19 protein-coding genes and 4 pseudogenes are annotated in these 24,515 nt (G+C 71.9%); 13 read left to right on the top strand and 10 right to left on the bottom strand.

Going from position 1 to position 24,515, the window contains the following annotated elements; all coding sequences use genetic code 11:
• Nucleotides 1–85: 85 nt before the first annotated feature.
• Nucleotides 86–1,036, top strand: coding sequence for a DUF2218 domain-containing protein (locus tag ACZ7KX_RS33030; RefSeq protein ID WP_470329674.1), 951 nt, complete (start codon nucleotides 86–88; stop codon nucleotides 1,034–1,036).
• A gap of 236 nt (nucleotides 1,037–1,272) precedes the next feature.
• Here ACZ7KX_RS33030 and ACZ7KX_RS33025 read toward each other — a convergent pair whose 3' ends face one another.
• Nucleotides 1,273–2,046 carry a glycosyltransferase family 2 protein gene (locus ACZ7KX_RS33025; protein ID WP_470329673.1) on the bottom strand — a complete coding sequence of 258 codons (774 nt, stop codon included), beginning with the start codon at nucleotides 2,044–2,046 and terminating at the stop codon, nucleotides 1,273–1,275.
• A 337-nt stretch (nucleotides 2,047–2,383) separates the two neighbouring features.
• On the opposite strand from ACZ7KX_RS33025, the gene ACZ7KX_RS33020 reads away from it, so the two are divergent.
• Entirely contained in the window at nucleotides 2,384–5,146 is a 2,763-nt protein-coding gene (locus tag ACZ7KX_RS33020; RefSeq protein WP_470329672.1) for a tetratricopeptide repeat protein, read from the top strand.
• 306 nt (nucleotides 5,147–5,452) lie between these two features.
• Here ACZ7KX_RS33020 and ACZ7KX_RS33015 read toward each other — a convergent pair whose 3' ends face one another.
• Both ACZ7KX_RS33015 and ACZ7KX_RS33010 read right to left on the bottom strand, forming a co-directional pair.
• Nucleotides 5,453–5,704: a LuxR C-terminal-related transcriptional regulator gene (locus ACZ7KX_RS33015; RefSeq protein ID WP_470329716.1), complete on the bottom strand. Its 252-nt coding sequence runs from the start codon at nucleotides 5,702–5,704 to the stop codon at nucleotides 5,453–5,455.
• Complete coding sequence (locus ACZ7KX_RS33010; protein WP_470329671.1) at nucleotides 5,701–6,078, bottom strand: hypothetical protein; 378 nt, start codon at nucleotides 6,076–6,078, stop codon at nucleotides 5,701–5,703. Before ACZ7KX_RS33010 ends, ACZ7KX_RS33015 begins: the two co-directional genes overlap by 4 nt.
• A gap of 614 nt (nucleotides 6,079–6,692) precedes the next feature.
• On the opposite strand from ACZ7KX_RS33010, the gene ACZ7KX_RS33005 reads away from it, so the two are divergent.
• A complete protein-coding gene (locus ACZ7KX_RS33005) occupies nucleotides 6,693–7,409 on the top strand; it encodes a hypothetical protein (protein WP_470329670.1) in 717 nt (238 codons plus the stop codon).
• Between the two features lie 405 nt (nucleotides 7,410–7,814).
• Here the strand turns inward: ACZ7KX_RS33005 and ACZ7KX_RS33000 are convergent, their stop codons facing one another.
• The gene (locus ACZ7KX_RS33000; protein WP_470329669.1) at nucleotides 7,815–8,159 is read right to left on the bottom strand and encodes a TetR/AcrR family transcriptional regulator; all 345 of its coding nucleotides are present in this window, start codon (nucleotides 8,157–8,159) and stop codon (nucleotides 7,815–7,817) included.
• Between ACZ7KX_RS33000 and ACZ7KX_RS32995 the strand changes: the two genes are divergently transcribed.
• The 6 genes and pseudogenes from ACZ7KX_RS32995 to ACZ7KX_RS32970 all read left to right on the top strand — a co-directional run.
• Entirely contained in the window at nucleotides 8,158–9,768 is a 1,611-nt protein-coding gene (locus ACZ7KX_RS32995; RefSeq protein ID WP_470329668.1) for a serine/threonine-protein kinase, read from the top strand. The two genes, ACZ7KX_RS33000 and ACZ7KX_RS32995, sit on opposite strands and share 2 nt — an antisense overlap.
• A gap of 83 nt (nucleotides 9,769–9,851) precedes the next feature.
• Nucleotides 9,852–10,151, top strand: coding sequence for an STAS domain-containing protein (locus ACZ7KX_RS32990; protein ID WP_470329667.1), 300 nt, complete (start codon nucleotides 9,852–9,854; stop codon nucleotides 10,149–10,151).
• The gene (locus tag ACZ7KX_RS32985; RefSeq protein WP_470329666.1) at nucleotides 10,117–10,812 is read left to right on the top strand and encodes a TetR/AcrR family transcriptional regulator; all 696 of its coding nucleotides are present in this window, start codon (nucleotides 10,117–10,119) and stop codon (nucleotides 10,810–10,812) included. Before ACZ7KX_RS32990 ends, ACZ7KX_RS32985 begins: the two co-directional genes overlap by 35 nt.
• Before the next feature lie 188 nt (nucleotides 10,813–11,000).
• Nucleotides 11,001–12,140: an FAD-dependent oxidoreductase gene (locus ACZ7KX_RS32980; RefSeq protein WP_470329665.1), complete on the top strand. Its 1,140-nt coding sequence runs from the start codon at nucleotides 11,001–11,003 to the stop codon at nucleotides 12,138–12,140.
• A 979-nt stretch (nucleotides 12,141–13,119) separates the two neighbouring features.
• Nucleotides 13,120–14,010, top strand: coding sequence for an SDR family NAD(P)-dependent oxidoreductase (locus tag ACZ7KX_RS32975; protein ID WP_470329664.1), 891 nt, complete (start codon nucleotides 13,120–13,122; stop codon nucleotides 14,008–14,010).
• Between the two features lie 19 nt (nucleotides 14,011–14,029).
• Nucleotides 14,030–14,616, top strand: a pseudogene (locus ACZ7KX_RS32970) (IS256 family transposase); the annotation flags it as partial.
• Between the two features lie 893 nt (nucleotides 14,617–15,509).
• Here ACZ7KX_RS32970 and ACZ7KX_RS32965 read toward each other — a convergent pair.
• On the bottom strand, nucleotides 15,510–16,451 hold the full coding sequence (locus ACZ7KX_RS32965; protein WP_470329663.1) for a helix-turn-helix domain-containing protein: 942 nt from the start codon (nucleotides 16,449–16,451) through the stop codon (nucleotides 15,510–15,512).
• Nucleotides 16,452–16,738: 287 nt separating this feature from the next.
• Between ACZ7KX_RS32965 and ACZ7KX_RS32960 the strand changes: the two genes are divergently transcribed.
• Nucleotides 16,739–17,320 (top strand): peptidase inhibitor family I36 protein, encoded by a 582-nt coding sequence (locus tag ACZ7KX_RS32960; RefSeq protein ID WP_470329662.1) that lies wholly within the window; start codon nucleotides 16,739–16,741, stop codon nucleotides 17,318–17,320.
• 550 nt (nucleotides 17,321–17,870) lie between these two features.
• Nucleotides 17,871–18,461: an LppU/SCO3897 family protein gene (locus ACZ7KX_RS32955; RefSeq protein ID WP_470329661.1), complete on the top strand. Its 591-nt coding sequence runs from the start codon at nucleotides 17,871–17,873 to the stop codon at nucleotides 18,459–18,461.
• Between the two features lie 103 nt (nucleotides 18,462–18,564).
• Here the strand turns inward: ACZ7KX_RS32955 and ACZ7KX_RS32950 are convergent.
• The 5 genes and pseudogenes from ACZ7KX_RS32950 to ACZ7KX_RS32930 all read right to left on the bottom strand — a co-directional run.
• A pseudogene (locus ACZ7KX_RS32950) lies at nucleotides 18,565–18,686 on the bottom strand (dehydrogenase); the annotation flags it as partial.
• A gap of 634 nt (nucleotides 18,687–19,320) precedes the next feature.
• Nucleotides 19,321–20,031: a hypothetical protein gene (locus tag ACZ7KX_RS32945; protein ID WP_470329715.1), complete on the bottom strand. Its 711-nt coding sequence runs from the start codon at nucleotides 20,029–20,031 to the stop codon at nucleotides 19,321–19,323.
• A gap of 32 nt (nucleotides 20,032–20,063) precedes the next feature.
• Nucleotides 20,064–20,552: a GNAT family N-acetyltransferase gene (locus ACZ7KX_RS32940; RefSeq protein WP_470329660.1), complete on the bottom strand. Its 489-nt coding sequence runs from the start codon at nucleotides 20,550–20,552 to the stop codon at nucleotides 20,064–20,066.
• 81 nt (nucleotides 20,553–20,633) lie between these two features.
• Nucleotides 20,634–20,729: pseudogene (locus ACZ7KX_RS32935) on the bottom strand (IS481 family transposase); the annotation flags it as partial.
• Between the two features lie 37 nt (nucleotides 20,730–20,766).
• Nucleotides 20,767–20,898, bottom strand: a pseudogene (locus tag ACZ7KX_RS32930) (aldo/keto reductase); the annotation flags it as partial.
• A 304-nt stretch (nucleotides 20,899–21,202) separates the two neighbouring features.
• On the opposite strand from ACZ7KX_RS32930, the gene ACZ7KX_RS32925 reads away from it, so the two are divergent.
• Nucleotides 21,203–22,594 (top strand): erythromycin esterase family protein, encoded by a 1,392-nt coding sequence (locus ACZ7KX_RS32925; protein ID WP_470329659.1) that lies wholly within the window; start codon nucleotides 21,203–21,205, stop codon nucleotides 22,592–22,594.
• A gap of 543 nt (nucleotides 22,595–23,137) precedes the next feature.
• The gene (locus tag ACZ7KX_RS32920; RefSeq protein WP_470329658.1) at nucleotides 23,138–23,827 is read left to right on the top strand and encodes a DUF6294 family protein; all 690 of its coding nucleotides are present in this window, start codon (nucleotides 23,138–23,140) and stop codon (nucleotides 23,825–23,827) included.
• Nucleotides 23,828–24,515: the final 688 nt, after the last annotated feature.

Here is a 24,515-nt window from a genome sequence, read left to right as displayed (position 1 = left end):
CTGCTCCACATCACACGCCTGCTCCACCTCGCGCGCCCGCCCCGCATCACGCGCCCCAGCGCACCACCCCTGCGAGAGGAACCCCATGCCGCTGTCCATCACCCACGTCACCACCGACCGCCCCGAGCGCTACCTCAAGCAGCTCGTCTCCCACCTGGGCCACAAGACCGGCACCACGCTCGACGCCGAGGACCGCGGCACCGTCACCCTCGGCAACGGCGCGAACTGCGTCATGACCGCCCGTCCGGGACAGCTGGAACTGATCGCGGCCGCGGCCGACGCCGAGGCGCTGAGCCAGGTCCAGGACCTGGTCACCCGTCACCTGGTGCGCTTCGCCACCCAGGAGGAGCTCACCGTCGAGTGGAACACGCCGGTCGACGGCGCCGAACTGGAGCCGATCCACCCGCTGGTCGACGGGTACGCACTGCGCCACTGCACCCCCGCCGACCAGGTGCTCCACGACCTCGCCGAGCGGACCAGGGAAGCCACCGGCCGGGCCGCCTGGATGCAGGTCTCGGCCGACGAGGGCGCGCTGCTCACCATGCTGGTGCGGATGCTGGGCGCGAAGTACGCCGTGGAGGTCGGGGTCTTCACCGGCTACTCCTCCCTCTGCATCGCCCGCGGCCTGGCCGAGGGCGGCCGCCTGCTCGCCTGCGACACCAACGCCGAGTGGACCGCCATCGGCCGGGAGCACTGGGAGCGCGCCGGCGTGGCCGACCGGATCGACCTGCGGATCGCCCCCGCCCTCGACACCCTCCGGGCGCTGCCGGACGAGCCGCACATCGACATCGCCTTCATCGACGCGGACAAGCAGAGCTACCCCGCGTACTACGAGGAGATCCTGCGCCGGCTGCGCCCGGGCGGCGTGGTCGTCCTCGACAACGTCCTGCTCGGCGGCCGATCCCTGGACCCGGCCTACCAGGAGGAGCACCACCTGGCGATGCGCCGGCTGAACGAGTTCATCGCGGCGGACGACCGGGTGGACGCCGTGATGCTGACGGTCCGCGACGGGGTGACCCTGGCGCGCAAGCGGTGACCGCGTGGTGACCGCCGCCGACCCTCCGCCTCCTCGTGGCGGCGCCGGATCGGGCCCTACGTGTTCAGGGCCCGTCGTGCCGTGTCGGTGAACGTCTCCACGACGTCCCGGAGGTCCGCTCAGCTCACGGGGAGCTGGGCTGAGCCGCCGGGGCCTCGCAGGATGTACTCGACGATGTGCGCCCGACGGATCCGTCCCCACCCGGGGGTGAGCGCCGCCGGGCGCCGCGCCGTCCTCTACACGCGCGCCTTCCGCGCCGAATGCCAGGCCGCCCCGGCCAGTGCCCGCGTGGACCGGAGGAGCGACAGCTGCTCGTGATCGCGGTAGAGCCTCCAGTTGTGCTCGACCAGCGACAGCTTGTTCGAGGACAGCGACCCCGCCCGGCCGGACCGGTAGATCGCCAGCGGTTCGCGCAACCCCCGGGCGGGGTGCCCGTCCCGCATGATCGCCAGCCACAGCGCGTAGTCCTGCCGCTTCGGCATGTCCGGCATCAGCCGGGTGCCCAGCCGGCTCCGGTCGTACATCGCGGTCAGGGCCCCGATGTGGTCCTGCACCAGCATGTCCCGGTAGGTCACGCGATCCCTGGCCTCGATCACCCGTCCGTTGGGCGTGAAGTCGCAGGCCTCGCCGGCGTGGTCGCCGTCGACCTTGTAGTAGGAGGTGAACGTCAACGGGGCATCGCCGTCGGCGGCGAACGCGAGCTGCCGTTCCAGCTTCTCCGCGAGCCACATGTCGTCGCTGTCCAGGAAGGCCACGTACTCGCCGCGCGCCCGTGCGAGGGCGAGGTTGCGGGCCTTGGCCGCGCCGCCCTGCCCGGGCGCGGACTCCGGGCGCACCCGTTCGTCCTGGCGGGCCAGGTCCCGCAACAGGTCCATGGAGCCGTCCGTGGACGCGTCGTCGGTGATCAGCAGCTCGACGTCGGCGTGCGTCTGCGCGAGCACGGAGCGCACCGAGGCGCCGACGGTGGCAACCGAGTTGTGAACCGGCATCACCACAGAAACCAGGGGCACAGCAGTTCCTCACCCACCTCGGTCGGAGGCGTCATGGATCTTGTCGTCGCCGGCCAAGGCTACGTGAGTCCGTCGCCGTGTGCGTCGCCGGGGCGGGCCGTCGAGTGGCCGACCACGGCGTGGACCTGCGCCGCAGCAACCGGCGCACCGCCGATGCATTGCCGGACGGCCCCGGCCCCACGCGCTGGCCTACGCGCGGACCCCCGCCCCCCGGCGCCGTCGGCCCGCCCGCGCGGCAGGCCGCGGTGCGGGGGGCGAGTTCGGCCGAACCCGTGCCGATCGGCGGTGTCCCGCGCAAGGATGTGCTCCGTCACACCAATTGACGGAGGATCAGATCATGGACGAAGTGACGCCGCCGCAGCGGTCGGGGGACGGCACGGAGGCGGAGAGCCGGACGACCGTCGTCAACGCGATCCACAACTCGACGGTCAACGGCCCGGTGATCCAGGGCGGCACCGTCACCGTCCGGCTGCCGTCGCCCGCTCCGCCGCAGTGGCCGCTGTCCATCGGCGTCATCCCGATCCTGGCCAGCGCCTTCCAGCCGCGCACCGCCGTGCGCGAGGCGATCGACCGGGTACGGGCCGGGAGCGAGACGGTGGTGCTCTCCCAGGTCCTCGCCGGGGGCGGCGGGGTCGGAAAGAGCCAGCTGGCCGCGCACTACGCCTGGCAGGCCCTGGACGACGGCGTCGACGTGGTCGTCTGGGCGGCCGCAGCCGACCCGGTCTCCGTCCTGCTCGCGTACGCCGAGGCCGCGACCGCCGTCCAGCTGCCCGGCGCGACCAACGCCCCCGACCGCGTCGCACAGGACGCCCGGCTCTTCCTGAACTGGCTCAGCAGCACCGAGCGCAGCTGGCTCGTGGTCCTCGACGACGTCACCGACTTCACCGCCACCGGGCCGGTGTGGCCCGGGAGGTCACGCCGTGGCAACGGCCGGGTCCTCGCCACCACCCGCCAGCGCGGCGCCCACGCGTCCGGCGGCGGGCGGGCCGTCGTCCCGGTCGACGTCTACGACGCGGCCGAGGCCGTCGCCTACCTCCGCGAGCGCCTCACCACCGCCGGCTACCCCTACCTGCTCGACCGGCAGGCCGAGGAGCTCGCCGAGGCGCTCGGGCGGCTGCCGCTCGCCCTCGCCCACGCCGCCGCCTACATGGTCAACCAGCAGCGCACCTGCTCGGCCTACCTGGAGATCTTCCGGGAGCGCACCCGCACCCTGGACTCGGTGCTGCCGCCCGAGGCGGACACCGAGCTGTACGGCCGGCCCGTCGCCGCGGCGCTGCTGATCTCGCTGGACGCCGCCCAGCAGACCGAGCCCAAGGGCCTCGCCGTCCCGGCCGTCCGACTGGCGGGCCTGCTGGACCCGGCCGGACACCCCCGCGAACTCTGGACCACCAGGGCGGTGACCGACTACCTCACGAAGCAGCGAGCCACGGAGCAGCGCTCCGCCGGAGCAGCGGTGCCCGGTCCGGCGGCACCCGGCGGCGGCTCCGACGCGGAGCCGGCAGAACCGGGAGAGCCCCCGCCGGTCAGCGCCGACGAGGCGCTCACCGTCCTCGCCGTGCTGCACACCTACAACCTGATCGGCAACTACCCGGCCGGGGTCGACGTTCCGCACCGGGGCGCGGTGGCCGCCCACCGTGAGGTCTCCATCCACGCCCTGACCGCCCGCGCGGCCCGGGACACCACCCCGGACCCGACCCCCGTCCGGTCCGCGGTGATGTTCGCGTTGTACCGGCTCTGGCCGGAGGAGGACCACCTCGACCACCGCCTCGCCGCCTGCCTCCGGGCCAACACCGAGACCCTGCGTGACACGGTCGGGCCGGAGGTCCTCCGGCTCTTCCCGGGGTTCGCGCTGCGGGAGAGAGCCGGGCTGAGTCTCCTCGGTGCCGGTCTGCACGCCGAAGCCGTCGACCACTGGACGCGGGAGGCCGAGGCCGACACGGCGGAACTGGGTCCCGAGGACGAGCGCACTCTCGCCTCACAGGCCAACCTGGCCGCCGCCTACGCGCTGGCCGGCCGGGCCGCGGAGGCCCTCGCCCTCCGGAAGCGGGTCGCGGTCGAGTTCGAGCGCCTCCTCGGCGCCGACTCCCCCAAGACCCTCGTTGCCCTCGCCTCCGTCGCCGGCTCCTACACGGACCTCGGCTACGAGGGTGACGCGATCACGCTCAAGGAGCACGTCCTGGCCGTCAGGGAACGGGTCCTGGGCCCGTCCCACTCCGACACCGTGAACGCGCGGAACAACCTCGCCCTCGCCTACGAGATCAACGGGCGGCACGACGAAGCACTCGTCCTGAAGGAACGGGTCGTCATGGAACTCGCGACCCTGCTCGGCACGGGCGACCACCCCCGCATGCTCATCGCACTGGCGAGCCTCGCCTCCAGCTACGCCCAGGCCGGGCGGCTGGGGGACGCGATGGAGATCGAGGAGAAGGTGCTGGAGGTCTCCGAGCGCATCCTCGGGCCCGACCACCCCGACACCATTGCCGTCCGGGTCTCCCTCGCTTCCTCGTACGCCGCGACGGGGCGGGACGAGGAAGCCTTCGTCCTGCGGAAGCGGGCCGTGGCGGACCGGCACCGGGTCCAGGGCCCCGAGCATCCCCACACCCTCAAGGCCCTCGCCGACCTCTCGGTGTCGTGCCGGAGGACCGGCCGCCACGAGGAGGCCGTCGCGATCGCGGAGCACGTCCTCCCGCTCCGGTCGCGGATCCTCGGCCGGGACCACCCCGACACCCTGATCTCCGCCGGCAACCTCGTCAACGCCTACGCCACCGCGGGCGATACGGAGCGGGCGCTGAAGCTCGCCGAGACCCTGCGGCCGCACCAGGAACGCGTCTTCGGCCCCCACGACGACAGCACGCTGTCGGGGCGCCACGCCGTGGCACTCCTCCGCGTCCACCGCGGGGAGTCCGTCCTCGCCGAGGATCCGGCGCAGGCCGCGAGGGACGCCGAACTGGCCATCGAGGCGGTCGGCCCGCACGTGCTGCCCCGGTTGCCCGCACTGGACGAGGCACTGGAGGACGCTCACCGCCTCGCCGAGGCGGCCCGCGCCGCGCTGTGGGCACGCGACGGTGCACCCGGTGCCGGCGCCGGGGTGGAGGACTGAGAGATCGCCCTGGTGACCATCACCGGCCTCGCGCTGAAGGACACCGCCTCCGAGGACCGCGCCGGCATCCTGCGCGCCGTCGCGGAATGCGTGCGGGAACTGCGCCGAGGCCGATGACGGCCCGGGCCCCGAGCCCGCCACGGCGCCTCGCCCCCCTGCCACGGCGGCACTCGGTCCGGCTCCACCCCGCCGCGCCTTTCAACGGCAGGCGCCCAACCCCCGCGAGCTCGACGGTGCTGCCCGACCTCGCCACCGCCACCGCACTGCCGGACGTCGAAGCGGCCCGCTGCCGGTAGGAGGCCGTCATCATCCTGACTGGTTGTATTCGAACCGGGTCAGGATGGCCTTCACCCGACGGTTGTCCTCGTCGGGGGCATGCCGAGTTTCACGAAGACGTTCGCCACGTGCTTTGCTCACGGCGGTGCCCGAGAGGACCAGCGCTGCCGCGACCTCCGTGTTGGAGCGGCCTTCGGCCACGAGGGCGAGCACCTCCTGCTCGCGAGCGGCGAGCCCGCCGGATCGGGGGCGGCCGGTCCGGACGGTTCCGGTAGGGGTCAGCTCTCGGACTGCCGGGCAGTCGTGAGGAGTTGGCGCTTCACGTGCTCGTAGTCGGCCCGGGCCCGTGGGTCGCCGCGGTGGTAGTCGCTCCAGAACCCGGGGCGCTGCCAGCGGGCGTCCGCGAGGCGGGTACGGCCGTCGGCGATGGCCAGGGTCCAGCCGGGCGGTACGCGGGTGTCCACCGTCTCGAAGCCGACCGGGTCCCAGAGGAGTCCGGGGTCGGGTGTGTCCGGGCCGAGGACACGGATCTGGCAGTCGATGTCGTAGGTGACCAGCTCCAGGACCGGGTAGATGCCGCCCACACGAATCCCGTGGTACTCGGCAACAGGGAAGTCGCCGTCGGGATGGATGATCTCCAGGCATCTGACTCTCATGGGTGGGAGTCTCGCCCAGGCCGATCGCCGGGCACCACCCGGGGCACCACCCGGGGCACCGCGACACGTCCGTCGACCGACGAGGCGCGGAAGGCCGGTGCGACGCTGCCACCGCTCTTGGGCGGGCAGGGTGTACGGCGCGGGGTTGGCCGGCCGATCGGCTCGGCTCCGACACGTGCGGCCGTTTGCGGAAGCCGTGGCACGCCGTCAGCAGGCGCCACTCGCCCCGGGCGCCGCCCCCGCGCTCCTCGCCGTTCCCGCCGCCCTCGCGCTCCTCGCGGTTCCCGCCGCCCTCGCCGAGCGTGGCTTGAGCTCGGCGGGGACGGCGGGTCTGCGTGGAGGCGGCCCCCGGGGCTGATCGGCCTACGAGTGTTCGTGACGGTCGCAGCGCATGTCGTGCGTGGACGGGGGCGTGCGGGGCGCGGTGTAGGCGCCCACGCGGCGGGCGTCGTGAGACGGTGGTGCGGCGGTCCTCCGATCTGACAGGCGCATCATCCGCTCAATTCGGCCGAATGGGTTACCGATGTGCGATCGCGAACACCCACCCGCCGGTCCCCACTAGCTTGGTGCGTGCACGCCCTGACGGGTGGGCGTGGGTTCGGGAGGAGTGCACCATGCGTAGATTCTCGATCATCGTGGCGGCGGTCACGGGGGCCGTCGCCCTCGTCCTGGGGAGCACCGCCGTGGCGGGTCCGCCGGGGCCGCGGCTCGCCGCGCGCTACCTGAACATCCACCAGTGCGTGTACTACGGCCCCGGTGGGCACTACACCAACCTGCTGCCGAACACCGCCGACACGTCCTTCAACACCGGGACGAACGTCTCCGACGCGCCCGCCACGGCGCTCTCCTGCGGTCCGGGGAGCGGGGGCTGGATGCCGGCGCCCGCCAACTCGGCGGTGAAGGCGTTCGACCTCGCCGCCGGCCGCTACCTGAACGTCCACCAGTGCGTGTACTTCTCGGCCGGCCAGCACTACACGGCCATCCTGCCGAACACCCCGAACGTCAACTTCAACGCCGGTACCAACGTCTCCGACACGCCCGACACGGTGCTGCGGTGCAGCCCGGGCGGGGGCGGCTGGACGCTGACGCTCGCCAACTCCGCCGTCAAGTCCTTCGACCTGGCCGGCAACCGCTTCCTCAACCTGCACCAGTGCGTGTGGACGTCGGCCGGCATGTACTACATGGGCGTGCTGCCGAACACCCCGAACGCCAACTTCAACACCGGCACCAATGCGGCCGACACGGCCGACACCGCGCTCAGCTGCCGTCCGGGCGGCGGCGGTTGGTCGCTCGACCCCCTGGACTCGGCCCTCCGCCCGCTGGGCGGCTGAGCCGGGAAGGGTGTACGGGGCAGTGATCCGCGGGGCCGCGGCGGGGCCGACCCGTCGCGGCCCCGCCGCACGCGCCGAGGCCGGAAGGCGGGCGGTGCCGGTGGCCGGGCAGCCCGTACCGCAGGACATCGGCGCGCAGGAGCGCGTGGCGCCATGGGCACCCCGAGGTGGGCGAGTGCCGGGTGGTCGGGTCGTGCAGGCCCGATACCCGGCTCGCCGCCCCGGTGGCAGGGCTCCGCAAACTGGCCGGCCGTCACCGACGCCACGCCGTCCGCCTGCTCTGCGCCGCTGCGTGCCCGCCGGGGATCCTCCTGCCGTCCCGGGCCGCTGACGGGCGGCCTGGGCGGCGCTGTTGCGCCCAGCGGGTCGCGCTCCGGTCGCTCCGGACGCCGTGCCGGGTGCCGTCTACGGTGTCGGCGCCGTGAGGTAGCGCTGCAGCATGGGTCCGAGCCAGTCCACGATCTGCTCGGGGGAGAGGTCCACGCTCTCGGGGAATCGCAGTACGTAGCGCGTGAGTGCGAGTCCGAGCAGGCACCGGCGCGGGCGGTCACCAGGTGCTGCTGTGGGGACTTTCCCTCTGCTCTTCCCGCCCACCCGGACGCCCGCCGCCTGCCCTGCCGGACGGCCGGGTACGGGCGGCGCCGGACTCCGGTGGGCATCACCAGAACCATTGGTCCTCGGCCAACGAATCGGTACGCTGGCGCGGTCGGGGTGGAGCGGGGGCCACAAGGCCGATCGGGGATGTGTCATGTCGAAGCGGGTGGTGATCGCGGGCCGGTTCCGGCTGCTGGAGTTAGTCGGCGCCGGCGGGTTCGGCGAGGTCTGGCGCGCGGCCGACGACAAGCTCGGCATCGAGGTCGCCCTGAAGAAGGTGCTGCTGGATCCGGCCGCGACGCCCGACGAGCGCCAGGTGGCCGTCGATCAGGCCGAGGCGGAGGCTCGCCACGCGGCCCGGTTGCGCGACCATCCGAACGTCGTGACGGTGCATGACGTGGTGGTCGACGCCGGCCTGCCCTGGCTGGTGATGCGTCTGGTGCGGGGGCGGACGCTCGCCGAGGAACTCCGCGCGCGGAAGCGCATCCCCCACGGTGAGGCGGCGCGGATCGCGGCCGGCCTGCTCGACGCACTGGGAGCGGCACACGCAGCCGGAATCGTGCACCGCGACGTCAAGCCGGCGAACGTGATGCTCGCCGAGGACGGCACGGTGCTGCTGACCGATTTCGGTATCGCGAAGGCGCACACGAACACGACACAGGCGGTCCTGCTCGGCACACTGCCGTACATGTCTCCGGAGCGTCTGAACGGCAAGGACCTACCCGCAGGCGACCTGTTCGCACTCGGCGTCACGCTGTACGAGATCGTCGAGGGGACGTCGCCGTTCGCACGAGCGACTCCGACAGCGGTGATGACCGCTGTCGTGCTGGAGGATCCGCAACCCCCGGTGCACGCAGGCCCGTTGGCCATGGTGATACGGGCGTTGCTGACGAAGGACCCGGACCAGCGTCCGGACGTCGCCGAGGCGCGGGCGATGCTGGCGGCGCAGGCAAACAAGACCACGAAAGTACTGCCGAAGCCGAAGCCGAAGCCGAAGCCGAAGCCGCAGTCGCCCGACCACGGCGACAGCGTGGGCGGCCATGACGGAGAGCAGAATCCCAAACGCGGCCGGGCCGGCCTGATCGCGCTCGTGGCCGCGGTGCTCGGACTGGCCCTGGGCATCGCGGCGATGGTGGTCCTGCGGCCGTCATCCTCGGCGGTGACCACGGCCAAAGACTCGGCACCGGCCACCGCCCCGCCCGCCACCACCGTCCGGACGACGTCTCCACCCCCGGCGCCGACTCAGAACGCCCGAGCCAAGCTGTTCGCCGGCCTGAAACCCGGCCAGTGCATCGACGCCCGGACGACGACGTTCAGCAGTCCGAGCGAGGCGGACCTCGAACCGGACCCCCACGAGCAGCCCTGCGACTCCTCCGCTGCGCACTACAAGGTCACGCAGGTAGTCGCTGGTGCCGGCCGCTGCACCGCGCTCAGCCGCGACGGCGAGGTCGAATGGGACTCCCGCGGGGACGTCGACCCCGTCTCGCTCTGCTTGAGCCGGATGTTCCGCGTCGGCGAATGCCTGTACGGGAACGACAACAGCGGTGGGACCAAGTCCGTCGACGTCATGTTCGGGGTGCAGTGCGACGCCCAGTACCTCCTGAAGCCCTACACCTCGGTGATGGAGATCACCCAACTCATGGACGGCAGCAAGACGGTCGACGACTGCGCCACGCAGTTCCCGGGTCAGCAGCTCTACTCGAAACGGGTGCTGGATGCCTCCCAACTCCTGTGCCTGAAGGAAGTCGCTCACATCAAGCAGTGAACCAACGGTGATTCGCCGCACCTGGCCGCCGCCCCCGGCCAGTCCCCCCGGCACGGCACACGCTTCGAGAACACCGTGTCCCCGTGCCGCCGTTGCGGATCACCTCCACGACCATCCAGGGCACCGCTCGGATCCTCCACCTGCACGGCGAAGTCGACCGCGACCAGCGGGAGCGGTTGGAGAGCGCGCTTGCGCGTGCCGTGGCCGAGCGACCGCCCCGGCTGGTCGTCGACCTCGCCGGCCTGGGCTTCTGTGACTCGACCTGCCTGAACGTGCTCCTCAAGACCCGGCTCGCCGCCCGCGCTGGAGGCCGGCGCCGATCCCGAACGTGTTCGTTACGATCAGGGTATGGACGTGAAACGAGAGCCGGTCAGCCGCCGTGAGCGCCCCGCGAAGCCCGCTCTGACCCGGCACGGCATCGTGGAGACGGCCATGCGGATCATGCGCGCGGAGGGGCTGGAGAAGGTGACCATGCGCCGGCTCGCCCAGGAGCTGGACACCGGCCCCGCGTCGTTGTACGTCTACGTGGCCAACACCGCAGAACTGCACGCGGCCGTCCTGGACGCGCTCCTGGGCGAGGTCGACCTGGCCGACGGAGAGGCGGGAGAGGGCTGGCGGGAGCGGCTCTTCGCGGTGCTCTCCTCCTACACCCGGGTCCTGTTCGAGCACCCACAGCTCGCCCGCTCGGCTCTGGTGGCCCGCCCCAGCGGCGAGAACTACCTGCGCCTGGTCGAACGCGTCCTCGGTCTGCTGCTCGGTAGCGGCGCGCCCCGGGGGCAGGTGGCCTGGGGTGTCGACAACCTGCTGCTGCATGCCACGGCCACCGCCGCCGAGCACGGCACCCAGCAGCGCGACCCGGCCTCGCGCGAGGACTGGGACGCGCTGACGCAGGCCGTGAGCGCCGTGGATGAGGCGACCCACCCGATGATCAGCGCGCACATGCCGGCCCTGCTCGCTGGAACTGTCGAGGACCGTCTGGCCTGGGGCTTCGACGTCCTGGTCAACGGCATCACCCACACTCCCCTTCCGCCCGGCGCCGACTGAGCGTCCCCTTTCCGATCCGGCCCCGGGCACTGTGCTCCCGGGGCCTTTTCACATGCACAGTCTCGACGAACTTGTTCGTAACGAACATGTTCGTTACGTTGGAGGGCCGAAGCATCCAGCGGCACGGCCGGGCACGGGCAACCCCGTGTCCGGTCGGCACCCGGCACCACGACCTTCCGGAGGCACCCGTGAACACGCACTTCCCCGTCGCGATCATCGGCGGCGGCCTGGGCGGCCTTACCGCCGCCCGGGTGCTGCACGTCCACGGCATCCAGGCGGCCGTCTTCGACCTGGAGGCGTCCGCTGAAGCCCGAACCCAGGGCGGCATGCTCGACATCCACGAGGACAGCGGCCAGCAGGCCCTGCGCGCCGCCGGCCTCCACGACGACTTCCTCAAGATCATCCATCCGGGCGGCCAGGCCCTGCGCCTGCTCGGCCCGGACGGCACGGTCCACGTGGCCGAGGAGGACGACGCCACCGGCGGCCGGCCCGAGGTGGACCGCGGCGACCTTCGCGACCTCCTCCTGGACTCCCTGCCCGACGGCACCGTCCGCTGGGGCAGGAAGGCCACCGGCGCCCGCCCGCTGGACGGGGGACCTCACGAAGTGTCCTTCGCGGACGGCACCACCCTCACCACCGACCTGCTGGTCGGTGCCGACGGCGCCTGGTCGCGCATCAGGCCGCTGCTCTCCGACGCCACCCCCGGCTACACCGGCATCTCCTTCGTCGAGACCGACCTCTTCGACGCCGACACCCGTCACCCGCGCAGCGCCGCCGTCATCGGCGGCGGATTCTTCCTCTGCCTCGGCGGCCGGAGCGGCTTCCTCGCCCACCGGGAGACCGACGGAAGCCTGCACGTCTACACCGCGCTCAAGGCCGCCGAGGACTGGCTGGACACCGTGGACTTCCGTGACGGCGACGCCGCCAAGGCCGCCGTCCTGGCCCACTTCGAGGGCTGGCACGAGGACCTGCGAGCCCTGGTCGCCGACGCCGACACCATCACCCCGCGCCGCATCCACGCCCTGCCGGTCGGACACCGCTGGGACCGCGTCCCCGGCGTGACCCTGCTCGGCGACGCCGCCCACCTGATGTCCCCCTTCGCCGGTGAGGGCGCCAACCTCGCCATGCTCGACGGCGCCGAACTGGGGCAGGCCATCGCCGCCCACCCCGGCGACACGGAGGCAGCCCTCACCACCTACGAGAACGCCCTCTTCCCGCGCAGCGAGGCCTCCGCCACCGAGTCCGCCGTCAGCCTGAACACCATGTTCGGCGACGACGGCCTGGAGAGGATGACCGCCTTCTTCACCACCGCCCCGGCCCGCGGGTGACAGCCCTTCGGCGGGAGCGGCAGCCTCCCGCCGAAGACCATTCACCACACGCCCGCCGTCCCACCTGACCGTGTCCTCACCGCTCGTCGGCGGCCGGGCCTTCTCCGACCGGAAACATCATGCTGAACCTCGCGATCATCGTGGGCAGCACCAGCACCAGCACCAGCACCAGCACCAGCGCCAGAACCGGACGCGTCGGCGTCCGATCGGCAGGCTGACGGCGACCGGGCGCAGCTGCCGCCGACGGTCGGCATCGCGAGGACGAGAGCCTGCTGGGCGGGGTTTGCGGGCGGCGGTTACGCCACGGACGGGGCCATGATCTTCTCGCCCAAGAACAGCCTCGCTGACGAACGACCGGACCACCGCCGGCGCGGCCGGGCTGTACTTCCATGCCTGTACCGACAATCCCCACGACGACCGCACCTCCCGGGCCCGGCACGTCGGGCCCGGGGTGGATCCGGGTATCCGGCCGACCATGCCATCCGCTACGGACAGTCCACCCGCACCGGCCGCCGGTCAGAACCGTGGCACTCCGCTGCACGCTCCGTCGTCGCCGGTGGCGAGTGGGGCGTGCCCCGGCATCGAGCACCCCAGGGGGCACGGCCGTAACCTGCGCGGCAGCTCGCCTCCAGACCGCGTTCGGGCGCGGCGGCGAGTACCCGCGTGCCTCCCTGGAGCGGGAGTTCCGGCTGCGCCGGGCCGCGCTGGTTGACGGCTTGGCGCTGCGCAGCCGCGACGAGTGCGACATCGCCGGGCCGCGCGTACCGCTGCCCGTCTGCGGTCAGCCCCCGGCTGCAGAGCGGTGCGGGCCGTCGCTACGCCGCCGCGGCCACGACCGGCTCGTCGTCGACGCCCCCGCCGGGTGGCACCCGGCATTGCCCGTCCCGCCGCCCGACCCTCTAAACGGATAGTTCATCCGGTTGTGTGCTACCGTCCGGGCAAGCGGATGAACTATCCGAATATCTGGGTGGAGGGGCACATGACGAAGACAGCCGTGGTCACGGCGGGGACGGCCGGCATCGGGCTGGAGACGGCCCTGGGACTGGCCGACGCCGGGTTCTCGGTCACCGTGGTCGGACGCAACGCCGACCGCGGCGCCCGGGCCGTCGACCGAATCAACGCAACGAACCCGGCGCATCCCGGACGGTTCCTGCCCGCCGACCTCGGCTCGCTCGACCAGGTGCGCGCGCTCGCCGACCGGATCGCCGCCGAGCACGTCGCCTCCGGCGACCCGCTGACCGTGCTGGTCAACAACGTCGGGGCGATGTTCCCGCAGCGACAGACCCTGGACGGCATCGAAGCGTCGTTCGTCGTCAACCACCTCTCGCCGTACCTGCTGACGGAACTGCTGCTGCCCACGCTCACGGGCGGGGCGCCGAGCAGGATCGTGAACGTGACCTCGGGCGCGGTCGGGCTCGCGAAGAAGGCCTTCGACGCCGTCGAGCCGCCCGGCGGCTACTACGGCTTCCACTGGTACGGCCGCGCCAAGCTCGCCAACCTCGCCTACGCGCTCGACCTGGCGAACCGACTGAAGGGCACGGGCGCCTCCGTCTTCGCCGCCGATCCGGGAGGCGCCGCGACCGACATGACCAACGGCACCATGACCGACCCGAAGATCGTCTCACCGGCCCTGCGACTGCTGTGGCCGCTGGTGCGCCGCAAGTTCGACCGCTCCACCTCGGGTCCGGCGTCCGTGGCCGCCCGGTCCTCGATCGTCGCCGCCACCGACGAAGCCCTCGCGGGCCGGACCGGCATCGTCATCGGCGCCCAGGCGCACCCGGTGACGCCACCGCGCGCAGCGACCGACCCCCGCACCGTCCGGAACGTGCGCCGGCTCAGTGAACGGTACGCACCCCTCACCGCCACCTGACCCGCCGAGCGTGCCAGACCCGCTGGACGCTGTTTGGCCGATCATCTACATCGACGCCCTGTGGGTGAAAATCCGCTCCGGATCGGTGAGTTCGAAGCCCGTCGACGTGGCGGTCGGGGTGGACATGGACGGCCGCAAGGACATTCTGGGCCTGTGGGTCGGCGCCGAGGACGACGGCGCCACCGCCTGGATGACGGTGCTTAGCGAACTGCGCAACCGAGGTGTCGAGGACGTGTGCATCGTCTGCTGCGGCGGCCTGAAGGGGCTACCGGACGCAGTGACGGCCACCTGGCCGCGGGCGACGGTGCAGACCTGTGTGATCCACCTGATTCGCGCCTCGCTGCGGCTGTCCTTGGGCAGGGACCACTCCGCCCTGGTGCCGGCGCTGCGGGCGATCTAAGGCGCGCCGACCGAGCAGGCGGCCGAGCGGGCCCTGGACGAGCTGGCCGCTTCCGAGCTGGGCGAACGTTATCCGGCCGTGGTCCGCACCTGCAGGGCGGCCTGGGGCGAGTTCACGCCTACCTCGCGTTCCCAACCGCGATAAGGAAGGTCGTGTACTCCACGAACATGGTCGAGTCGATGAACTTCCGACTGCGGGAGGCCACCGGGCTGTAGCTCGTCGTCCACTGGGTCGTCCTCTCTTCGTCAAGGTGATTCGGGAAGGGCGCCGGGACGTGTGCGGAGCGGGCGACGGGCGGGCGGCTGTCTCCCGCTTCCGGTAGAGGCGTCTCCGAACCATGGGCCCTCCTGTATCCGGACAGGGTTAGCGAGGCCGTCGACCGGCTGGTGGCTGGTCGACGCTCGGCCCACCGGTGTGCGGCATCCGGACATAGCCCTCGGTCGGGCCGGGCAGCGCTCCAAGACAGGCGGTCGAGCAGGCGCTGACCAGCAGCGGCAGGACGTCAGCGCCCGACGTCCATCGTGAGATCCAGACCTGGCGGAGGTTCACCTCCCCGATGCACTGATCGCAGACACTGCATGTGCGGATCGCTGCGGCACCCCGTACGCCGGGGTCGAGGCTTTCGAGGTCAACGCCTTGAGTGCCGGTTGTTGCATCCGGCCGGACTCGCCGGGCGGCCCGAATCCGGTCACGGTCTGCGGGGTGGACACCGCCAGGATGTCGGTAGAGCCAGGGCGGCCTGCTGCGCCGGACTCTCGTTGGTACCCGCCAGACCTCTCTCCACGGGTCTGCCCGCGCTGCGACCGTGTGGCCGGAACAGCCCTCGGCGGTCCCCGTCGGTCGACGCCGTCTTCCCCCGGCCGGTGGACGGGAGGCTCGCCATGCCCACTTGCCGTTCTGGGCCCGTTCCGTGCTGCGGGTGGTGGCGTTGGGGGTCGGGCAGGGCTCCGCACGCGCGGCACTGGCGGGGCAGGCAGGCCCCGGGCCCGTACATCTGCCGGCGGGGCCGGCAGGCCCCGGCCGAGGGGGCAGGGCTGGGGCCCTCACCCCCCCCTGCACGTCGAACTCACCCTCACCGGCCGGCCACCCGCTGCCGCCTTCATCCGCCTCCGCGGCGACTGACGCCCTCGACGCCCCGTCCCTGCGGATCGGGCCCTCGGACATCACTGGGTGCCACGCCGTACGCGGTGCGGAACGCACGGCTGAAGTTCGCGTGCGCGCGGAATCCCCAGCGGGCGGCGACGTCCCCGATCGTGCGGTGGCGCAGCCGCGGGTCGACGAGGTCGACACGGGAGCGCTCAAGACGGCGACGGCGGATCGTGGCGGCGACCGTCTCGGGCTGCGTCCGGAACAGCTGGTGCAGGGTACGCAGCGAGATGTGGTGGTGCGCGGCGATGACGGCCGGGCACAGCTCCGGGTCTCCCAGGTTGTGCTCGATGAAGGTGTCGACGCGCGCGAGCAGCACCTGCTCCCGGGTCTCCACGGGCAGCGCGTCGTGCGCGTCGAGCAGGCCCGCGAAGTAGGCGGCGGCCAGATCGACACCGATGGCGCCCGTCCGGCGGAGCTCTGCCGGGCCGCCGTGGCCGGCACTCTCCAGGAAGCCGGAGAGGAAGTGCCCGAGCAGCACCCCGGCGGGCGATCGGGCGGCGAGGGACCGGCCCAGCAGACGCTCCATCCGGTCGGCCTTCAGCGGCACGGCGGTCCGGGGCAGTTGCATCAGCGTGACCCGGTGCCCGTGGTCGTCCCGGGTGAAGAAGTCGGCCGCCAGCGGGCGGGAGGTGTCGAACACGGCCAGGCTGCCGGTCGTGAGGCCGGCGACGTTGCGGGACTGCTCCAGCTGGATCGGGCTGCCCTGCACCAGGAACAGGTAGTACTGCTCCGGGTCGAAGCGCCGGATCTGGGCCGGTCCGCGACGGGCCGACATCGGGGAGAACGCGAACTCCGCCACCCGGGCGCCGGGCAGGTCGACCGCCCTCGCACTCCCGCGGAAGCCGCCCTCGTGGTCGCTGGTGAGCGCCACGGGCATGACGTCGGTCTCCATCAGGCAGCTCCACCACTCCAACCGGTCCGGTGGAACCACCCCGTCGGTGGAGACCGACACCAGCGCCTCGGATGCCGACCCGCACGCCCCTGCTTCAGTTGACGTGAACACAGAGAGATGATCCGGGTCGCAGCCGGGCCGCGTCCAGGCGGTTGTCGGCCATGCCGGACGCCGACTGCGCCCGGTGCCAAGGAAGTCCGCACGCAGCGCCAAAGACCCGGGCGCCGGTGCGCGGCAATGCTGTGACCAGCACGCGACACGATCCTTCGATTCCCAGAGGTGACACCGTGACAGAGCACCGAACCCCCGGCTCCGGCTCGCCCGCGAGGATTCTCGCCGCGCTGGTCATGACCCTCCTCGCACTGGTGGGCACCGCGAGTGCGGCCGGCGCCGCCACCACCCCGGACTTCTCGGCTCAGGCCCACGACCTCGGCCTGACCAACGCCCAGGCGAAGGGCCTCCAGGAGCGCGTCGACGCCTACCTGGCCACCACCGGCGGCACCCAGGTCTCGGCCAACAAGATCGCCCTGAACGGCGGGGAGCTGCTGCTCGCCCTCCCCGGGGAGCAGAAGGCTCGCAGCGTCACAGCGGCGGGTGACGCGATGAGCCTGGCCGCCTCCTGCCCGTACACGTACGTGTGCGCTTACAGCGGCCCCGACTACACCGGTGACGTCCTGACGCTGTTCACGTGCAACTTCCCGGTGTCCATTCCCTGGTTCGGGACCGGCTCGTGGATCAACAACCAACGGGCCGCCCTGCACGCCAAGTTCTACGACCGGAACGGCAACCTCGGCTGGACGTCGCCCGGCGGCTACAGCTCGGACCCCGCCGCCCCCTGGGGCTGGGTCGGGTGGCTCAGCCCCTGCTAGGAGCCGCCTGATCAACCGCTGGTCGCGGCCCGAGGACGCGGGCCGCGACCAGCGGTTGATGACGCCTGCGCCCACGCTCCCGCGGCTCCCCGGTCACTTCCGGCGCTTCGCGGCATGGGAGAACTCCCTCACGAAGGTGTCGTTGAAGACCGGGGGTCGGCCGGTCGGCGGCTGGTGATCAGGGGTGTGGGGCAGTCTCCACGGCTGGGGGGCCGGCTGCGGCGCGGGGGCGAGTGACCGGTCGGCGCAGCGGGTGATCTGTCCGTCGCGGACACCGCACTCGGGGCCTCGGTCCCAGGCGACGACGTAAGGCCAGTGGGTGAGGTAGGAAGCGCTCCACAACGCCCTCGCCACCGCTGCGCCCGGGCCGGTGGCCACGGCGCCGACCGCGGCACCCGTGGAGGTCAAGGCTGGGCAAAGTGCAGGAATTGTGGGGGGATTCTCCGGAGTGCCGATCGGCGGTTCGACGGGGTGCGCCGACTGACTACTCTTCGGTGATCACTGTTCAGGTGGTCATTCGCATTCGTCAGCCACGGGGGGTCACCCGCTCATGTCCGCACCGCCGCCTTACCCGCGCCAGCCGTACGGGCAGCCGCCGGCCCCGCAGCCGTACGGCGGACAGCCGTCCGCCGGCCAGCCCTACGGCGGTCAGCCCTACACGGGCCAGCCCGCCTACGGCCCGCCGCCCGTGCCGCAGGCGCAGCCGCCGTACGGTCAGCCGCCCGCGCCCGCGCCGCGTCCGCCGGCCGGGCCGTCGGGGCCGCGGCGGCGCGGTCCGCTGCACTCGCTGCTGTCCGTCGGCATCGTGCTGGCGGTCTTCGGCGGCGTCGGCTGGTACGTGTGGGACTACAACACCAGCCCCACCGGCGGCAAGGCCAAGGCGGAGGCGACGCGCTCCGCGCAGGCGGCGGAGGCCAAGACGCACGATCCGAACATCGGGGACTGCGTCAAGATCGCCGACCCGGAGGGGGATCCGCAGCCCACCATCGTGGACTGCACCTCCCCCGAGGCCCAGTACAAGACGGCGGACCGGCTGATCGGCGCGGACAAGCACTGCGGCAAGGAGTTCGACTACGGCATCCGGTACTCCTCCCGCCGCAGCACCGATTTCACGCTCTGCTTCACCAAGGTCCGTCGCTGAGACCGCTCCTGAAGGTGGACCGGCCAGTGTTCCCCGGCCGCCCGCGATGCCGGCGGCCGGGGAGCAGGGGCCTGGAGTCAGCGGTCAGCCGGCGGAGTCGCGCGCGGGGGGCGATCCGGTAGGCGAAGGGCAGGGTGCCCGGGGCCGTGTGGCGGCGCCGCCGTCGACGGTGAGGGTCGCGCCGTTCACGAAGGAGGCGGCCGGGGACAGCAGCCAGGCGATGGCGGCGTTGCGCAGCGCCGAGACGGAGGCGCAGCACCTGGTCCCGGTCTTCGTCGGAGGTCTCGCCGATGCCGCCGCCGCGGCCGACGCCCGCGTCCTCCAGCACGGAGGGCATCCGGCCGACCAATGCCGCGCCGTCCGCGAGAACCTGCGGTCCCCGCAGCGCATCGACCGAGAGGCCGCACGAGCGCTCAGCCGCGTAGTAGAGCTTCAGGCCCACCCCGGAGTGGGTGTGGCACGCGACGTCCCAGTGCGGGTCGTGCTGGCGCACGCCCCGCGCGGACGTCCTCGAGCGCAGCAGCTGCCTCGCCCGAACGCATTCCGAACCGCAGCGGACCCACGGTCACGAACGGTTCAAGGCTCCACTGCTGCCGTTCACTGTCAGGCAAGGCATCCCGCACGCTCATTGGGCGCAGCCCACGACGAGTCGTCCGCCCGAGGTCCGGGGGCCTCCTGAGCTCTCCTCAGTACGCGGTTCTGTGATCGGCCGGACAGCTCCCTGCAGTTCAGCGTTCTGAACCGCTTCATCCGGTTCGACCGCTGGCTTGGCTCAGGTGGGTCGAGTGCCTGATCGGCATCGCGCCGACCACGGGACGCTGGGCGAAGTAGCCGCGCCAAGGTCTCGGCGCCCTGAGGGTCAGGAGGGCTGGTGGGCCGGGGAGTCCGGGTGGGGTCGCATCAGTAGCAGGTCCTCGCCCCAGGCGTCCAGCACCGCCGCGTGGCCGGCGGCCCGGGCAGCCGCCTCGACCCGGGCGAAGAGCCGCTGCTGCGACGCCACTTCGCCGGTCGCGGTGATCCGGGCGACGGTGTCCAGCAGGGCGGCGCTCTCCCAGCCGGGCAGCGGGAACCGGTCCAGCTCCCAGGCCAGGTACTTGTTGTAGGGGCGCGGTCGGCGGTCCAGGGTGAAGAGCAGGTCGAGCAGGATTTCGACACTGGCGGCCGCGTCGAGGTGGCCGGCGAGCGGGTTGCCGTCGCGATGGTTCTTGACCGAGCGGTAGAGCGAGTTGGCGTAGGCGTCCAGCAGGGCGGCGCCGGACCGGAAGGCCGCCTCGGCGTCGAGCCGTCCCATCGCGGCGACGATCCGGGTGACCTCCCCGTCGCGGCGGTCGAGCAGTACCTGGGAGCGGGCGATGGCGTACCGCTCCCAGTCGGCCGGCCGGCGGAACCGTTCGAGGGTGGTGACGACCAGGTCGAGCCGGGCGGATCGGTAGCCGTCGAGCGCGGCCAGCTCGCTCGCCGCGTCGTCAGCGAGGATGACGTAGAGGTCGGCGTCGGAGTGACGGGTGGTCATGCCGTCATGGGCCCGGGAGCCCTTGAGAACGAGCCCGACGACGGCCGGGTCGGCCATCGCACCGGCGACGAACGCCGCGAAATCCAGCGTCACGCCAGGTCCTTGCTCATCAGCGTGCACATCGTCTCGTACCGCTGGATCGAGCCGTCCTCGGCCATCGCGTCCCAGGAGTCCGGCTCGCGGCCGTACGCCCGGTAGCCCAGGCGTTCGTAGAGGGCGCGGGCGCGCGGGTTGCTCTCCTCGACGCCGAGTTCGGCGCGGGTCAGGCCCCGGGCGCCGATCCGCTGCTCGGCGGAGCGGATCAGCAGCGTGCCGATCCCGCAGGACTGCAGGGCAGGGTGGACACCGAGTTGCCAGAGCGTGCCAGCGCCGGGCTTGACCGTGTAGTCGATGCCGCCGACCGCCACCGGAAGCCCGACCGGCGTGCACACCACCAGGAAGTCGATCTCACCCGGCTCGGCGCGGCCGATCTGGTCGGCGAGCCCGCGCACGTGCAAGGCGTCGCCGGCCCACCCGCAGGACGGCAGGTCCGCGTCCGTGAGGCCGCGCACCGACACGTGCAGCCTGATCTCGGTCATCGCCGTATCCCTTCGACTCCGACAGCGGCCGTCCCCCATTCCAGCAAGCCGGTCCCCGTGCCGTCCAAGGGTTTGGGTGTTCTGTCCTGTGAGGTTGGGGACGGGGCTGGCGGGTGGCTTGCCTGCGAGTGCGGTGTGTCCGCGGTGGTGATTGTGGGTGTGGAGCCAGCCGGGGAAAGCGTCCCGGCGTTCCCGTTCGGTGCGGTAGGGCTGTGCCTAGGGCCCAGAGGATCTTGCCGCCCTCGTCGGTCTCGGCACGCGCCGTGGCGGTGTCCCGGGCCCGCGTCAGCCTGCCCCGCGCCAGCGGGCTCCACGGGATCACGCCGATGCCCTGGTCGGCGCAGAGCCGGCGTCGTCGGCCCCCGCCGGGCCGGCGGAGACGGGCGAGGACGGTGCGGGCGGGCGCGGGAGCGGCGCCGGCGCTCATTCCCGCGGCAGCCGGCGATCGGAGCCGAACGGAGGCTGCGCGCGCTGTAACGGCCGGCTGCCCGTTGCCGGCCGGGGGGCCCGCCTCCGAATCCGGCCGGGGGGTTACCCCCAGGAAAGACGGCGGTCCTCCCCAGCGCACCACCGGCCCGGCCCCCGCGAAGATCGACTCATCGAACGCCGAGGTCATCGGCGTTCCGTCGAGTTGAGGAGTGATTGCGACGATGGCGGGAAACAAGCGGATCGGGCGGCGCGGACTGTTGACGGCGGCGGTGGCCGCCGCGGCCGTGCTGGTCCCTGGAACGGCAGGAGCCGCCCCGGGCGCGTCCGCCGCCCCGGGCGCGTCCGCCGCCCCCGGCGCGGACCCGGCGGCGGCGCAGCGCTCCGCCGTGGTCCGCGCGCTGGAGAGCGTCGCCCAGCCGTTGCGGACGACGGAACCCGGCGGCCGCGCCGCCGACCTGGGCGCGCTGGGCTCGATGATCGGCGACGCCAGGGTGGTCGGTCTCGGCGAGGCCACCCACGGCTCGCACGAGTTCTTCGCGATGAAGCAGCGGCTGTTCCGCTACCTCGTCGAGGAGAAGGGCTTCACCACCTTCGCCCTGGAGACGAGTTGGAGCAGCGGGCTGCAGATCGACGAGTACGTCCAGGGCGGCCCGGGAGACGCGCGGCGGCTCGTCAAGGACGCCCTGGGTGGCACTCCGTGGGAGCGTGAGGAGTTCGCCGATCTGATCGACTGGATGCGGGAGCACAACCGGAGCCGCCCCCGGAACCCGGTCCACTTCGTGGGTGACGATGTCGGTCTCCCGAGGCTTGGCGACCCGATCTTCGAGCGGGTCACCTCCTACGTGCGCGAGGCCCGACCCGACGCCCTCCCGCAGCTCGACCAGCTGTACGCGGGCCTTCGGCCGTTCGACGACGTCCTGGCCTACCTGCGGAAGCCGCTCGCCGAGCGCCGGGACAACGCCGCCAAGGCGCAGCAGGCGCTCGACCTGGTGGTGGCGAGCGGTGCCGGTGACTCCGGCGACGACGCCCACGCGTGGGCCGTGCAGCACGCCCGGAACATCGCCGAGACCTTCGCCTTCGCCACCTTCGACCTCGCCGACCCGGCCTCCGTCTCTGCCGCGGAGCAGCTTCGTGACCGGGCGATGGCGGACAACACCGCGTGGTGGCAGCGCCGCACCGGCGGCAAGGTGCTGCTGTCGGCACACAACGGGCACACCGGCTACGCGGCCACCGACGCCTTCCTGTACCCGAAACCGCAGGGCTCCTGGCTGCGCGACGCGTACGGTCGCGACTACGTGGCCATCGGTTTCACCTTCGACAGCGGCTCCTTCCTCACCAACGACGCGGTCCTGTCCGACGACTGGAAGGCCGTCACCGTCCCGGCGGCCACACCGGACATGAACGAGCACACCCTCGACCGGGTCCGCTACCGGGACTACTACGTCGACCTGCGCACCGCGCCCCGGGTGGCCCGCGACTGGCTGGACGTCACCCGCCCCACCTACGAAGCCGGCTCGGTGTACGTCAGCGACCCGATGCCTCGGCTCGCGATCGGCCGGGCCTACGACGTCCTCATCCACCTGAACCAGGTCACCGCAGCGCGCACGTTCTGATCGCGCGGCGCGCGTGCGGTGCCGGCGCCACACCCGCGCCGGCGCCGGAGGGAGTGAGGGCGTCCGGTCGTCCGGATCGGTGCGACGAGCGGCCCGGCGGGCCTCCGCTTCCGGACCGCCAGTCGCTGCCGCTTCCGGACCGGCATCGCGACAGCAGTAGCCCTCAAGGTCCGCCCAGATCCTGCGGGGTGCCCGCATGGAAGTCAGTCGGGGCCTCCGGACGGAGTGCGTCCGAGCGGGAGGCCCACGCCAACCACCTGGGCGACGGCCGATCCCTGGTGACGGTCCCCGGCACGCAGCAACCGGGGCGACCCCCGATGCAGCCGGTTCCCGTCCTGACAGACCAGGCCCGCCGCCCGCACACGGAACGGCACATGCGAAGCACCGGCCACCACCGCGGCGACCGGTGCACCCGCGTCAGTCGCACCTGCGCAGGGGATCCGACTACGCAGCCCCGGCCGAGCCTGCCTGATCGCCGACGTGCTGAAGAAGACTGCGGGCCTCCACACGACCTAGACTGAGAACTCCGCGAGAGGAGCCGCTATGGCCGAGAATAGGTTTGATTCCGGCGAGGCACTGGTGGCAGCGCTGGCTGAGGGGAAGCTTCGGTCCGATCACCAATACACCGGCATGGTCAAGGCGTCGGACAAGGACAAATGCGTCGCGTTTGCTCCGGGCTCCTGCGACAGTGGATGGATAGACCTTCCCGCTGAGGTCATCGGGAAGGTCGAAGTAATCGATCAAGTGCCCTGCCGCGAGCACAGTCATCCACTTGTGCGCATACAATTCAAACTCGATGAGTCGAATCCCCTGCACGTGCTGGCCGGCCAGCTGATCGCATCTGCCGACTCGCGGCTCTCCGCTATTCAGCCTGGTTACTTAGCCACGGCCAGCAGGTCGGCGACCTCGGGCCAACACGGCCTGCCTTCGGCGGATTTCTATTGGGAAGTGCCGAGCAATGTGGGCGGATGCGGCCTGGACGGCGCTCACTTGACTCTCAGGAGCGACGGCAGCGCGTCATGGCGAGGCGTTGTCTACTCAATCTACCACAACGATTCTTATTGTGTGACACTGTCATTCCTTAACAGTGGCGGTCGCGAGCTGTTTGCCTGGCCGAGATTCTGCTCGCAAACGTTGTGGCAAAGCCCACAGGTGTGGACGAACAACAACCTCGCTTTCCCGCCGCAATTCTTCGAATCGGTTGCGATTGTCAACAGGCGTGACCATTGTTGAGAGGTGCGAGTTCAGGTGCTCGAACTCGCGGGCCCCGGCGCGTCGAGGTCGTGGTGCATGTGTCCATCCTTCCGTGATTCCGAAGCCGATTCGTGTGTTTGGTGGAAACCTTCCGGTGGCTTTGGAACCAACGGCGTTCCTTGCCTGCTGGCCGATCACGGGCTGCTCGGGCCGGTGTGGTGGCGCTACGGCCGACCCGGCCGGCACTGTCTGCTGGATGCGCTCGACAACCCGGACAACCGGGCCGCCCACGACCTGCGCCAGGCCGCCCGCCCCGAGGTGATCATCTCCCGGGTTTGCTTGATCACGTCCTGGAGCGCAGCCGCGGCCTCCGGCCCCCCGCAGGCGTTCGCGGACCGCGATCCACTCGCCGCGGGTCGTGTCGAGGACCCGAATGTCCCTCAGGCTGCCGTCGACCTGGAAGACATCGCACATCCACGGCTCGGGCAGCACCGAGCGCGGGTACCGTGCTCACCGGCGTGGACGTCCCCGTGCGTCAACTCGACCTGCCGCCTCGCGTTCACCTCTCCCGTGACACCAAGGTAAAACGTCGCCACCGCAGGGAAGGACCTGCTCCAGGCGGTTCAGGGGTACACCCTGGTCAGTGTCGGCATCCTCACCGAGCCCGAACCCGGCCTGTTCGCTCAGCACCGCCGGAGCAACTCCGCACCACGAGCACACCCGACCC

This window comes from Kitasatospora sp. NPDC038210, from assembly GCF_055600605.1.
Note: the sequence above shows the minus strand (reverse complement) of the source record. Positions and strands in the feature narration are given on the sequence as shown.